General features: G+C 54.2%; 14 protein-coding genes. 3 read left to right on the forward strand and 11 right to left on the reverse strand.

The window, feature by feature from the left end:
• Positions 1-171 precede the first annotated feature (171 nt).
• The 9 genes from VJ369_RS09015 to dapA all read right to left on the reverse strand — a co-directional run bounded on the left by VJ369_RS09015 (position 172) and on the right by dapA (position 8,230).
• A complete protein-coding gene (locus tag VJ369_RS09015) occupies positions 172-1,074 on the reverse strand; it encodes an ABC transporter substrate-binding protein (RefSeq protein ID WP_324091743.1) in 903 nt (300 codons plus the stop codon).
• Complete coding sequence (locus VJ369_RS09020; RefSeq protein ID WP_324091744.1) at positions 1,071-1,841, reverse strand: ABC transporter permease; 771 nt, start codon at positions 1,839-1,841, stop codon at positions 1,071-1,073. The genes VJ369_RS09015 and VJ369_RS09020 overlap by 4 nt, the downstream gene beginning before the upstream one ends.
• Positions 1,841-2,524 carry an ABC transporter permease gene (locus VJ369_RS09025; RefSeq protein WP_324091745.1) on the reverse strand — a complete coding sequence of 228 codons (684 nt, stop codon included), beginning with the start codon at positions 2,522-2,524 and terminating at the stop codon, positions 1,841-1,843. The genes VJ369_RS09020 and VJ369_RS09025 overlap by 1 nt, the downstream gene beginning before the upstream one ends.
• A complete protein-coding gene (locus VJ369_RS09030) occupies positions 2,521-3,348 on the reverse strand; it encodes an ABC transporter ATP-binding protein (protein ID WP_324091746.1) in 828 nt (275 codons plus the stop codon). The genes VJ369_RS09025 and VJ369_RS09030 overlap by 4 nt, the downstream gene beginning before the upstream one ends.
• A gap of 437 nt (positions 3,349-3,785) precedes the next feature.
• Positions 3,786-4,286, reverse strand: a complete 501-nt coding sequence (locus tag VJ369_RS09035; protein ID WP_324091747.1) for a hypothetical protein — start codon at positions 4,284-4,286, stop codon at positions 3,786-3,788.
• A gap of 124 nt (positions 4,287-4,410) precedes the next feature.
• Positions 4,411-4,893 carry a hypothetical protein gene (locus VJ369_RS09040; protein ID WP_324091748.1) on the reverse strand — a complete coding sequence of 161 codons (483 nt, stop codon included), beginning with the start codon at positions 4,891-4,893 and terminating at the stop codon, positions 4,411-4,413.
• 82 nt (positions 4,894-4,975) lie between these two features.
• Positions 4,976-5,506: a hypothetical protein gene (locus VJ369_RS09045; protein ID WP_324091749.1), complete on the reverse strand. Its 531-nt coding sequence runs from the start codon at positions 5,504-5,506 to the stop codon at positions 4,976-4,978.
• A gap of 86 nt (positions 5,507-5,592) precedes the next feature.
• Positions 5,593-7,299 (reverse strand): ribonuclease J, encoded by a 1,707-nt coding sequence (locus VJ369_RS09050; protein ID WP_105678603.1) that lies wholly within the window; start codon positions 7,297-7,299, stop codon positions 5,593-5,595.
• Positions 7,300-7,318: 19 nt separating this feature from the next.
• Positions 7,319-8,230, reverse strand: a complete 912-nt coding sequence (dapA, locus tag VJ369_RS09055; RefSeq protein WP_324091750.1) for a 4-hydroxy-tetrahydrodipicolinate synthase — start codon at positions 8,228-8,230, stop codon at positions 7,319-7,321.
• A gap of 60 nt (positions 8,231-8,290) precedes the next feature.
• On the opposite strand from dapA, the gene VJ369_RS09060 reads away from it, so the two are divergent.
• Both VJ369_RS09060 and VJ369_RS09065 read left to right on the forward strand, forming a co-directional pair.
• The gene (locus VJ369_RS09060) at positions 8,291-9,469 is read left to right on the forward strand and encodes a heparan-alpha-glucosaminide N-acetyltransferase domain-containing protein (protein WP_324091751.1); all 1,179 of its coding nucleotides are present in this window, start codon (positions 8,291-8,293) and stop codon (positions 9,467-9,469) included.
• A 77-nt stretch (positions 9,470-9,546) separates the two neighbouring features.
• Entirely contained in the window at positions 9,547-10,434 is an 888-nt protein-coding gene (locus tag VJ369_RS09065) for a hypothetical protein (protein ID WP_324091752.1), read from the forward strand.
• An 85-nt stretch (positions 10,435-10,519) separates the two neighbouring features.
• Here the strand turns inward: VJ369_RS09065 and VJ369_RS09070 are convergent, their stop codons facing one another.
• Positions 10,520-10,984 (reverse strand): hypothetical protein, encoded by a 465-nt coding sequence (locus VJ369_RS09070; RefSeq protein ID WP_324091753.1) that lies wholly within the window; start codon positions 10,982-10,984, stop codon positions 10,520-10,522.
• Positions 10,981-11,739, reverse strand: a complete 759-nt coding sequence (dapB, locus tag VJ369_RS09075; protein ID WP_324091754.1) for a 4-hydroxy-tetrahydrodipicolinate reductase — start codon at positions 11,737-11,739, stop codon at positions 10,981-10,983. The genes VJ369_RS09070 and dapB overlap by 4 nt, the downstream gene beginning before the upstream one ends.
• 199 nt (positions 11,740-11,938) lie before the next feature.
• Between dapB and VJ369_RS09080 the strand changes: the two genes are divergently transcribed.
• The gene (locus VJ369_RS09080; RefSeq protein ID WP_324091755.1) at positions 11,939-12,352 is read left to right on the forward strand and encodes a hypothetical protein; all 414 of its coding nucleotides are present in this window, start codon (positions 11,939-11,941) and stop codon (positions 12,350-12,352) included.
• Positions 12,353-12,381: the final 29 nt, after the last annotated feature.

Here is a 12,381-nt window from a genome sequence, read left to right on the forward strand (position 1 = left end):
GTGTTTTAAGTGCATCAATGCGCAGGCCCCGAAGCGACAAGCTTCCAACCCTGTGTACAGTGCACAAAGCTACTTCGCGGCTAAAAGCTAGCAGTCCAGAGTTCAAAGATTCAGGTATCGAAACTAGCCACGATACTTATGAACGCTCCATGCCTTGATGTTAAACGGCGGTTACAGTCCTTCGGAAGCCAACCATGCCGAAGCAATGTCTGCCGCCGATTTTTTATCAACCGTGCTCTGCACATTTAGTTCAACGAGCGTATCCGCATCCAGCTTTTCGCTGACTGGATTCAGTACGCTAGCTAGGTCCGAGGACAAATCAGCAGATACGACTGGCACAACGTTCGAGGCAAGGAAAATTGACTTCGGGTCGTCAAGTACCACTAGATCTTCGGTCTTGATCCGCGGATCAGCGGTAAATACGTTGGCCACGTTCACGGTACCGGCGACCAACTCTTCTACCGTTGTGTCGCCTGTACCGGAAAAGTCAGCCTTGACCCCGTAGACGCTTTCAAGTCCCTTGGGCCCGTATGGGCGTTCGGCAAGTTCCGGTGGCCCGCCCAATGTTAGTTTGGTTGAAACACCAGCCAAATCTGCAATGGACTTCAGCTTATTTTCATCAGCGAACTTTCGAGTCACGGTGTATGAGTCTTGGTCCGAGGCCTTCGCTTGCTCAAGAACTGCTAATGAATCTGGCAACTCAGCTTCGAGTTCTTTGTACACTTCGTCCGAAGCGCGGGCCTTAGTATCCTCCTTGAAGAATTGCAGCAGATTACCGGTGTACTCGGGGAACACGTCGATGGCACCGTCTTCGAGCTGTGGCATGTAAGCGTCGCGCTGACCAATGTTGAACTTTCGTTCAACTTCTTTGCCGGCACCTTCTAGCGCTTGAGCGTAAATTTCCGCAACGATTTCATTGGAGTAGTAAGCCTGTGAGCCAACAACAATTTTCTCGCCACTTGCCGGAGCGGAGTTGCTCTCGGTTGCCAGAGGATCTCCCCCGCCGCAGCTAGCCAAGGCGAGACTTCCAGCCATTAATGCAGCTGACGTAGCGATGATGCGTTTTAGCTTCATGACATTTCCTTTTCGTTGGACTTCAAATGTTCGGGGCTCTTATTTGTATCTTTATCGGCTTCATTAGCCGGCGCAACTTTGCGGGGTATTTTCGTAATTTTGCGTCCCACCCCCGCTGGCACCGCCAGTTTTTGTGCCAAGGCGAAAATCAAGTCCAAGAGCAGCGCGAGCACGGCAACCATAAGTGCTCCCCCAAGCACCATGTCGAAGCGGCGCAAGTTCAGCCCGGTAATAATGGGCAGTCCCAGTCCACCAAGATTTACGTAGGCTGCGATGGTCACCGTCGCGACAACCTGCAAGACAGCTGACCTGATTCCGCCTACGAGCAACGGCAAACCCAACGGAATTTCTACCTTGAAGAGGATCTGCCATTCAGTCATGCCCATTGCTCGGGCCGCATCGATGGTTTTCCTGTCGATCGCTTCAAACCCCGTGTAGGCACCTGCGAGCAGCGAGGGAATAGCTAACAGCACGAAGGTAAGCACCGCGGCCTCAGGCTTGTGCAGTACACCAAAAATCAACACCAAAAGGATCAATAAACCAAAAGATGGCACAGCACGAGCGATTCCTGCGGCACCCACTGCAATCTCGCGTCCCTTACCCGTATGCCCAATGGCCCATCCTGCCGGAATTGCAATTAGTCCAGCGATGGCTACTGTCAGTACGGTGAATAGCAGATGCTGCCCCAGTAAGGATTGGAGTCCCCCGCTGCCTTCCCACTGCTCCGGCGCGAGGAGCCACTGAATTGCTTTGTTAATAAGATCCATTAGGACACCTGCTGCCGAGTAGCGTTCTTGACGGCCTGCTGAGATTTCTTAGGTTCTCGTGTCCATGGCATGAGCCAGCGGCCAATGAGGATGAGCAGAAGATCCACAACCAAGGCAATCAATGCGACGGCGAGAATTCCCGCAAATACCTCTTCGATGATGCGCCGTTGTAGTCCGTTGGTAAATAGGTAACCCAGGTTGGTGACACCCACCAGAATTCCTACCGTTGCCAAAGATATGCTACTGACCGCGGTGACTCTGAGGCCCGCCAGGATCACCGGTCCCGCAAGCGGCAGGTCTACCGCGAAGAATCTGCGTGCTGAGCCGTAGCCCAGCGCCGTAGCGGCCGAGCGCGCTGCAGGGTCAACTGAATCCAGTCCATCGACTACCCCACGAACCATAATGGCCACTGCATAGAGCGTCAACGCGACGATGAGGTTAGCTTCGCTGATCGCACTCATCCCAGTGAGCACAGGCAGAATCATCAGCAGTGCCAGCGAAGGAATGGTGTAGAGCAGCCCGGTTAACGTCACCACAGGCCCGCGAACGAGTCGATATCTCCAAGCCACCCAGCCCAACGGAATCGACACTATGAATCCCACTAGGATCGCAATCAGACTCTGTCGCAGATGTTCCAACGACAGTGAACCAATGAGACCTATGTTCTCAGTTATCCAGTTCACGAGCTGGAGCCGTCGTCAATGAGCCGTCCTTGAGTACGACCCTGCGAGTCGACCAGGACCACACCATGTGGAGTGTGTTTGACGCTCAGCGCTCTAGCGCCCCTATCGGTACCGATGAATGCGGCAACAAAGTCATTGGCAGGACTTTCGATGATTTCGCTAGGACTGCCCACTTGGAGCTTTTGCGCTCCGGCTGCAAGGATTACAACCTGGTCGCCCAGCAAAAATGCTTCATCGATATCGTGGGTTACAAAAACTATGGTCTTGTCCAGCTCCTGCTGAAGCCGGATGAGCTCTTGTTGAAGTTCTGCGCGGACAATTGGGTCCACCGCACCAAAAGGCTCATCCATAAGTAAAATATTCGGGTCTGAAGCCAGGCCACGAGCTACGCCTACACGTTGCTGTTGCCCACCCGAAAGCTGATGAGGGTACCTATCTGCCATCAATGCGGGCAGGCCCACGGTTTCCATCAGTTCCAAGGCACGGACTCGGGAGGCTTTGCGGGATTGGCCTTCAAGCCTGGGGACGGTGGCAATGTTTTCCGCGACGGTAAAGTGTGGCAGCAGTCCGGAATTCTGCATGACGTAACCAATGCTACGGCGCAATGCCACGGCGGGCTTCGTAGAAATTTCTTGTTCGTCAATGCGAATCGACCCCGAGCTCGGATCAACCATGCGGTTGATCATGCGCAACAAGGTGGTTTTGCCACATCCCGAGGAACCAACAAACACCGTGGTCTTGCGTGCAGGGATAGTCAGGTTGAAATTCTCGACGGCCATCGTTCCGTCGGCATAGTGCTTGGAAACATTCTCGAACTCGATCATGCGTTGTACCCGAGCATCGTTGACTCCTTGTCATGTCGTTGCGCCTAATTCTGCCTTAAAACATCTCCACGATCACCGTGGTTCAGGATTTGCTCATTTAATGAAATCCGTGTCGGCACACCAGATCCATTCAGGCCAGCGGCAGGACGGAATCTAATTCAAAATTATCTGGGTGGCTTGCGCCGCCGATCCGGCCACGCTAGTAGTCTCAGCCATGATGACGACAGACTTGGCCGGAATCACTCTGGCTCAAGCCAAAGACAAGGCTGCAAACGATTTTTTAACACTTCGGATTCGGTGATACCCGCAGAATTCGAGACTGGCGAGGCCTTGCTGGAATATTTCAGAGACGAGCAGGGCCTGCAGATCCTCCTGCCGGTGCCGGTGCCTTCTTGGTCATTGGGAGAACAGCTGGGAGGGAGATATCCCCGCGTTGCTTACTGGTCAGGTTGACCTTCATACCCATTATTAAACGCACTCGTTGTCACTCGTACCTTCTTTCGTCGGGCCACCAATGTCCTTGCGAGCACGATCAATGATAGGGGTACTGCTACTGTTCCAGCTGCGAGGGAGACCTTGAGCGAGAGTGGCAAAGAACTTACCGCATCAAAAACGTCATTTAACAGCAACGCCCAGACGGTGCTTGGGATAATTCCCATCGCCAAAGCGATCAGGCTAAGAAGCACCCTGCTCAACCGGGAAGAGACGGCCTTACCCAGAATCGACATGAGCCCTGCGATTCCAAGCCAAGGGATGAGTGGCAGGACCAGAGCAAACCAAAAGCTGAAGTCGAGGTAACTCCACCACGGCGCGTCAACCAATACTGGGTCCACTACAAGCAATAAGATCAGCCAGAGAATGCTGGAGATCAAGGGAAGCCTCTGCCATGAAGTATCGACCGAAGGCAACGCTTTTTTCTCGCCAACCATAACGTTCATTCTTGTTAACGCCGTTCTAACTGATGAGAGAATCGCAGGCAAGAATAAATTCATGCAAGCGGAATTTCGAAGCTTTCAATCGTCAAACCCTGCGACGCATTCGAGTACGTCGGCAGATTTTCGGCTAAGCCTTACTCGTTGCCTCGCGTCGCTGTTCTAAGGATCCAAGAGTTGTCCATGCGATGGCGAAGCACAGCCCGAGAAAAATGACAGCAACGACAAGAAAAATAGCGGGCCCAAGGCTCATATAAAGAACCATGGACACTCCTAAGACGACCATTAGCCCGCCAAGCAGCGCCCCGGTTGCACCAATCTTGGCCCGTTGGCTGGCGTCAGCGCTGGCACTCTTCTTTTCACCGATTGCCAAGCCAATCACCGCACCAGTGGCTGGGAAGATTGCGATGACAGCACCGACCCAGGCACCGTTGATCGCGGCAAGCAAAAGTCCGCCGATAGAATCGCCCGACGTACCTGAAGATCCGTGAGTTAGCACCGGCCAGAAAATCGCTGTGCTCAGTACAGCACCGAAGAGCGCACCTAGTATTATTGCCACACCGAAGATCGGTAGCGTGAAGGAGCCGGTCGCTTGTTCCGGGGCATCTGACATGAGTTCATCGTATGTGAATAGAAGCTGACTTGTCGATATTTAATACGCTGCAGTGATATCGATGAAAACACAAATCCACACATCAGGAGATTTGAGCCTGCAAACTATTCTTGACGGTCCGGTGATCTCTAAGTTGCAGATAGCCCAGCAACACATGCATCAGCACGTAAGTCAGCGCAAAACAGAGAAGAACAAATCCTGCGGCCACATACAAGATGCTGTGATCCGATGGATCGGAGAGGTAAAAAACGAGTAAAACCATTGCGAGGAGCAATGAACCAACGCTGGCTCCCCCTCCGGCCCACAGCGCTTGCCGCTGCCCCGAGGCATCCGGGTTTTTGAGCTCTTGGATGAAGACTGCAGTAACAGCCCCGAGTCCCGGAAATAATGCAACTGCCCCACCGATGAGCGCCGCATAAACCGCAAATGCTCCATATTCGAGCCAAAATCCGCCCGTCGCTGAGACGGAGCCGGGCTCAGCAACCGCCTCATCCCGGGAGGAAAACTCCATCAGCACCACCGCAAGTAGGCCACAGATCAAGCCTGCGATCAGCGCCAGCGCTCCCATCGGGAGCAGCAACCTATTTGAACTCTGCGCCGAAATCTTTCTCATGACCACATCATAAACCCTAGATACTTCCGCTGATATAAGTAATGCCTCAAACCAGGAACGGTTTGAGGCATTACTTATTTTGTTCTTTAGGCTTCGAGCACTACCGGTACGATCATCGGACGGCGGCGTAGCTTGCGCGACACCCACGACCCAATAACGCGGCGGACAATCTGCTGCAGCTGGTGGGTGGAGTGGTTCGGGTTGTTCGCCACTGCCTCCAAGATTGCTGCTGCGATCTTCGGCTTGATCTCGTTGAATACCGCATCGTCCTCGGCAACGCCGCGGGCGTGGATATCCGGTCCGGAGATTAGGGTGCCGTTCTGGCGGTTGATCACGGTGATGACCGAGATGAAACCTTCTTCACCCAAGGTGACGCGGTCTTTGAGATCTTCGTCGGTAATGGTGCCAACCTTGGAACCATCAACATAGACGTAACCACATTCAACCTGACCGACAAGTTCAGCTACGCCGCCCTTGAGGTCGATGACCGAACCGTCCTCTGCCAAGATCACGTTCTCTTCAGGAACACCGGAAAGCGCGGCCAGACGGCCGTTAGCGATCAGATGACGGGTTTCGCCGTGTACTGGCAGAACATTCTTCGGGCGGACGATGTTGTAGCAGTACAACAGTTCGCCGGCCGAGGCGTGTCCGGAGACGTGAACCTTAGCCATCCCCTTGTGGATGACCTCTGCGCCCAAACGCATCAGGCCATTGATCACACGGAAGACTGCGTTCTCGTTGCCTGGGATCAAGCTAGAAGCCAGAATGACGGTGTCACCCGGGTTGATCTGAACCTTGTGCTCGCCGTTAGCCATACGCGACAGTGCTGCCATGGGCTCGCCCTGCGAACCGGTGGACATCAGCACCACCTTGTCGTCAGGCAGCTGATCGATTTGCTTGAGGTCTACGACGACGCCCTGTGGGATGTGCAGGTAGCCCAGACGCTCCGCGATACCCATATTGCGGACCATCGAACGGCCAATGAACGCAACCTTGCGGCCGTGCATTGCTGCCGCATCGAGCACCTGCTGCACGCGGTGTACGTGTGAGGAGAAGGATGCCACGATAATACGGCGGCGGGCACGAGCGAACTTTGCTTCCAGCACCGGGCCAATTTCGCGTTCGGCCACGGTGAATCCCGGGACCTCGGCGTTGGTGGAGTCGGTGAGGAACAAGTCCACGCCTTCTTCACCCAACTTCGCGAAGTGTCGCAGGTCGGTGATACGACCATCCAGCGGCAACTGATCCATTTTGAAGTCACCAGTGTGCAGCACGGTACCGGCTTCGGTACGCACGAACACTGCCAATGCGTCAGGGATCGAGTGGTTCACGGCGACGAATTCGCATTCAAATTCACTGATCTGAGCGATCTCGTTCTCGGCAACTACGTTGGTGATCGCCTTGATACGGTGTTCGGCCAGTTTGGCTTCGATAAACGCTAGGGTCAGTTTCGAACCATACAGCGGGATATCTTCGCGCAGACGCAGCAAGTACGGCACGGCGCCAATGTGGTCTTCGTGACCGTGAGTCAGCACCACACCAACGATGTCTTCTAGACGGTCCTTGATGTAGGAGAAGTCAGGCAGGATCAAGTCCACGCCTGGCTGGTGCTCTTCAGGGAAGAGCACACCGCAGTCGATGATCAAAAGTTTGCCGTTGATCTCGAATACGGTCATATTGCGGCCAACTTCGCCCAATCCGCCCAGCGGAACGGTACGTAAAGTCCCCTTCTTCAGCTTGGCTGGTTTCTGCATGCGCGCAGTATCGGCCTTGCCTACCGAACTTTCAGTCATAAGCGGTTAAGCCCTTTCGTTAAAGATCCCATCCACCTTCACGTAGATCCGCGCGGATGGCATCGAGTTCTGCGTCCGATGGTGCCAGTAGTGGCAATCGAACGACGGTGTTCGGCAGGACACCCTGCCAGTGAAGTCCATATTTTGCAGCAACTGCGCCCTGAATGTGGCTCATAATGCCGCGCTGGATCGGATCCAGCTCGAAGTGTGTAGCGCGTGCAGTGGCCAAATCGCCAGCATGCATCGCATCAACAAGCGTACGGTATTTAGCCGCCGCAACGTGAGCCGTCACAGAAACGACTCCTACGGCGCCCGCTGCCATAAGCGGCAAGGTCAACCCGTCATCGCCTGAATAAACGTGCAAATCGGTGTTCGCCAACACGGTGGTGGTCGACTGGTAATCGGCCTTTGCATCCTTAAGCGCGATCACCTGTGGGATCTGCGCTAATTCAATGATAGTTTCTGGGCTCAGCGCGATTCCGGTGCGTCCAGGAATGTCATACATCATCACTGGAAGATCCACGGCGTCGATAATCGCCTTCACATGGGCGATAACACCAGCCTGGCTTGGCTTGTTGTAGTACGGAGCGGTGATCAGGATGCCGTGCACTCCGGCTTCCTTGGCGCGCAAAGACAGACGAATAGAGTGGCGAGTGTCATTAGTAGTGGACCCTGCAAGTACCGCTGCGCGGTCTCCCACGGCGTTGACGACGGTGCGGAACATTTCAATATTCTCGTCGTCGGTCAACGTGGAAGTCTCGCCGGTGGTGCCGGTTACGACCAATCCGTCACAGCCTTCATCAACGAGTTTGATAGCCAGCTTCGCGGCGACATCATAGTCAACCTCACCTGCCTCGGTGAAAGGGGTGACCATCGCGGTCAGCACGGTGCCGAAGGGGAATGACTGATTATCAATTTCACTAGTTGCCATGGCTTAAATCTACACGCGGAAGTGTCACGATGGCATATTCATGTAGTTACGTGATGCGATATGTCTATGCACGTGCAAACGAAGTCGCGCAGACTCACCGGATTAGACGCCACCCGAGCGTTGGCAATCCTGGGAATGTTCGCCGCCCACATCTTTGATCTCTTTGCCCTCGATAAATCCGGGACCTTATCTCCAACCTTCACTGGAGCGACCGCCAATGGCCGCGCGTCAGTTCTCTTTATGGTGTTGGCAGGCGTTTCGCTCATCCTCTTTGCCCGCTCCTTAGAACGCAAGGGGCTGACCCGGAAAGCCTCTGCAGGCGTGTTAGTGCGCAGAGCGTTGGTCATCGCGGTCTTAGGTTTACTCATCGGCCCTGTCAATGAATCAATAGCAAACATTCTGATGCACTACGGCCTACTATTTCTGCTGCTCATTCCGGCGCTCTATCTGCCTACCCGGGTGCTATGGGTCCTGTCCGCTTTCTGGCTGGTCATCGCGCCGCTGGTATGGCGACCGCTTGCTGCAGCTGAAGCAGCGCAATCTCTAGGACATAACCCCACATTTACCGACTTCGCACATCCCGGTCTGCTTCTGGCTGATCTGCTAGTTACCGGCTACTACCCGTTGTTAATTTGGATCGGTTTTGGCTTATTAGGCGTTGCAGTCGGCAAGCTACCTCTTTCACAGAAGAAAACCGTCGCTTGGATGGGCGCTGGCGCGGTAGTCCTTGCAGCATTGAGCCTGCTCATTGGCTGGCTCAAAATTTTACCGTGGGTAAGCGCCGTAGGTACCGTCGCCGGCATCCCACGCTCCCAGATTTTCACCGCACTGGTCACCGGCCGATCTCCGGCAGGGAACCTTGACAATTTTTTGAGCGAATCGTCCTACATCTGGTTGCCAACTGCGCATTCAGGTTCGATGATCTTCACGATCCATGCCGCAGCTTGCGCATTGGCGCTGTTGGCAATACTGCTCTTAGTGACTCCCCATTTAGGGTACGTCGGAGCTTTGCTGGCAGCAGCAGGCCGGGCACCGCTCACTTTATACATTGGGCACTTAGTCGTACTCCCGCTGTTGCAAGTGGGTTTATCTGCGTGGGTTCAATGGTGGACGCTGTGTGTTCTCATGTTGCTGACCGCGGTGGTGTTGCACCATTGGGGCAAGGCCGGACCGCTTGAGGCAGGCGTGCGCTATCTGAGCATCCTGCCAACTGACGAAAAGAATCACGACCCGAACTAGCCCGCACCCACCATTCAAGAACGAAACAGAAGCTTGTTATCTTGAACGACTGACAAGCGAATAGTTACACTTTCTTTATGAAAAAGCATCGACGCGGTAGAAGTAAAACCGACATTCTCTCGGGAAAAATTTCAGCTATTGCACTTCTACTCACCCTCGTAGGGTGTTCTTCTGCCCCAGCAGACCAACCCAGCACGCCGGCGCCTTCCCCCTCACCGACAGCTTTAAGTCTTCGCGATTTTGACTTGGGCAACACAGATTGGAAGTTAGGCGAAGGGTATGCGAACAAACCGCGTCCCATCGTAAAACTGCAGAATGGAAAGTCCGTCACCACAGATGACAAAAAGCTTTCACCATCCTACAAACTCGGCGATGTAGTCTACTCAGACTTGAATGACGATGGCGTTGAAGACGCCGCAGCCACGTTGGAATATTCAGATGGAAATGTTTATGCAACCTTCATGTATCTTTGGCTGGCTGGCGAGCAGAAGCCGACACAGTTGCTACAGCCAATTGCTGTGGAACGTAGTTGCGGGAACTCAGTGAACAAGGTCACCGCAGTAGCAGGTGGAATCAAAATCATGGAAACACGACGAACCATGTTTGATACAGAACGGTCATGCGCCGAAGGTGGAACGTGGAAAGAAACTAGAACCATCTCCGTAGAGCAAATCGGCAAAAACAAAATTTGGCTCCCGGTACAGACCGCCCCAAAGCGCGGTTATGGCGGCATCTGTAATGAAGCGATTCCTGGAGATATCCTCCCCTTTGACGAGCCATACTATCTGGCGCCAAACAAGGAAACGAAGCAAGAATTCGCGGCCAATGATCAGATTCGCGGCATTAGCATCGCAGGCAATGGGATGGACGCTACCGACACTGCGGAACCCGAAGGGTGGAAGCTTTATAACGTGGTCGAGAAAGATGACTCCGTTGAGCGCTGCATCTGGCTACCGGTGACCTAGTCCACCGAGAATTTGCGGCGAAAACTAAAGGGAGTGCCAAAACCCAGACGGGTTTTGGCACTCCCTTTATCAATGCGCTAAGTCGTTATTTGCTGCTGGCTGCCGAAGCCTTATTGTCGGCCACAAAGAAGTTCACCGCTGTACGCATCGACGAACGTGCACGTTTGCGGTCCCCGCTGGCGTCATAGGCCAAGGCCAAGCGATACCAAGACTTCCACGACTCCGGATTCGCCTCGACGTCTTCCTTGTGACGTGGGAAGTCGGCATCCGCAGCTTCACGGATAAACCGCCCCGAGGGCATCCGAGGAAGATCTTCGGGAAGCTGCCCAAGCTCGGCAAGGGTCTTGCCCATTTTTTCCGTACGCAGCCCAAAGAGCACCTCGCGAATCAAGATCCACACTCCTAAAGCCGGAATCACGAAGACCGCGACTCCCATGGCGATAGCGATCGGTTCACCGGTGCTCATGAAACGCACCGCTTGGGTGAATGACATAAAGATATACAAGGCGAAGACAAGCAGAATTACGCCTACCCAGAGTTTCGTTTTCACTGACCCAACTCCAAATATCCGTCTAGTCCATAAGTCAGGCCGGCATGCGCCGAAGCCTTTCGCAGCCCCAAAAGCACACCTGGCATAAACGAGGCGCGGTCATAAGAATCGTGGCGCAAAGTGAATTGCTCGCCCGGCCCACCAAAGAGGACCTCTTGATGGGCTACCAAGCCACGCAAACGCACCGAGTGCACGTGCACGTCATCTACAAGTGCACCGCGAGCACCATCGATCTGTGTATCGGTGGCGTCTGGGCTTTTCGCAACACCTGCGGTCTTGCGAGCGGCGGCGATGAGTTCGGCGGTGCGTACCGCAGTACCGCTGGGAGCATCCGCCTTATTCGGGTGGTGCAGCTCGATAATTTCTACCGATTCAAAGTATTTAGCGGCGGTGGCCGCAAATGCACTGGCAAGTACGGAGCCCAGGGCAAAGTTTGGTGCAATCAACACACCAACTTCCGGATGCTGCGCGAGTAGCTCTTCAAGGCTGGAGCGGCGCTCGGCATCCCATCCGGTGGTTCCCACCACGGCGTGTAATCCGTTTTCTACGGCAAAACGCACGTTAGCTTCGGTAGCTGCCGGGACCGACAGGTCAACGATGTGGGTTGCTCCGGCCTCCAGAATCTCGGTGAGGTCCGCGCCGCGTCCGAGGCTGGCCACGAGTTCCATATCGGCCGCCGCGGAAACAGCTTTAACAGCTTCCTCGCCCATTCGTCCTGCGGCACCTAGCACCGCAACCTTAATTTGTGCACTCATACCTTTAAGCGTATCGCTTGCAGGCGGTAGCACTTGGCATCGATGACGTGATCTCTACCCGTTCAAGTCCACATCGTGCCGTCATGAACATTCATCAGATTTTTTGCGATCATCTTGAGATATACGATACCCAGCTTGTATTGCTGGACAACTCAAGGAAAAATAAGCTTCAAGATCTTCCAAGGAGTTGGCAAGTAAAATGGGGACTGCCCTGAAGCGATGGTGCGCCGGCACTTTTTTAGTTGCCGTCGTCACGTTCGGTACCATCGCATGTAGTTCCGGCGATGTACCGCCAACCCTGAGCGATGATGAACGCGCACGACTCGTCGATATAGTCGAAGAGCAAAGCTCGTGGATTGAATCGCCTTCCTGCCAGGTCGAGGTATTTCGGCAAGACGGCGAGACAACCTATGGCTGGGCTGATTGCATGACTTCAGCTTCTGCTTCAACTTCTGAGCAAGAACTTCAACAGGGCGAGTCCTATCCTTTTCGCATTGATGGCGATCAGATCCGTGTCCCTGGCGATGGAGGCGCCTACGAACAGGACCTCAAGGAAATCTTCCCAGAAGACTTATGGTCAGCGATCGAGGAACATTCCGTGGGACTGCCCTGAAGCTGACCTGCATCTGCTTGGAACAGATC

Source organism: Glutamicibacter sp., assembly GCF_035257265.1.
Lineage (GTDB): Bacteria > Actinomycetota > Actinomycetes > Actinomycetales > Micrococcaceae > Glutamicibacter.

Excerpts from the sequence above, each read along its gene's own strand:
- VJ369_RS09035 (WP_324091747.1), bottom strand. The coding sequence starts at position 4,286 with ATGAACGTTATGGTTGGCGAGAAAAAAGCGTTGCCTTCGGTCGATACT.
- VJ369_RS09020 (WP_324091744.1), bottom strand. The coding sequence starts at position 1,841 with ATGGATCTTATTAACAAAGCAATTCAGTGGCTCCTCGCGCCGGAGCAG.
- VJ369_RS09030 (WP_324091746.1), bottom strand. The coding sequence starts at position 3,348 with ATGATCGAGTTCGAGAATGTTTCCAAGCACTATGCCGACGGAACGATG.
- VJ369_RS09065 (WP_324091752.1), top strand. The coding sequence starts at position 9,547 with ATGAAAAAGCATCGACGCGGTAGAAGTAAAACCGACATTCTCTCGGGA.
- VJ369_RS09060 (WP_324091751.1), top strand. The coding sequence starts at position 8,291 with ATGTCTATGCACGTGCAAACGAAGTCGCGCAGACTCACCGGATTAGAC.
- VJ369_RS09045 (WP_324091749.1), bottom strand. The coding sequence starts at position 5,506 with ATGAGAAAGATTTCGGCGCAGAGTTCAAATAGGTTGCTGCTCCCGATG.
- VJ369_RS09040 (WP_324091748.1), bottom strand. The coding sequence starts at position 4,893 with ATGTCAGATGCCCCGGAACAAGCGACCGGCTCCTTCACGCTACCGATC.
- VJ369_RS09015 (WP_324091743.1), bottom strand. The coding sequence starts at position 1,074 with ATGAAGCTAAAACGCATCATCGCTACGTCAGCTGCATTAATGGCTGGA.
- dapB (WP_324091754.1), bottom strand. The coding sequence starts at position 11,739 with ATGAGTGCACAAATTAAGGTTGCGGTGCTAGGTGCCGCAGGACGAATG.
- dapA (WP_324091750.1), bottom strand. The coding sequence starts at position 8,230 with ATGGCAACTAGTGAAATTGATAATCAGTCATTCCCCTTCGGCACCGTG.
- VJ369_RS09050 (WP_105678603.1), bottom strand. The coding sequence starts at position 7,299 with ATGACTGAAAGTTCGGTAGGCAAGGCCGATACTGCGCGCATGCAGAAA.
- VJ369_RS09080 (WP_324091755.1), top strand. The coding sequence starts at position 11,939 with ATGGGGACTGCCCTGAAGCGATGGTGCGCCGGCACTTTTTTAGTTGCC.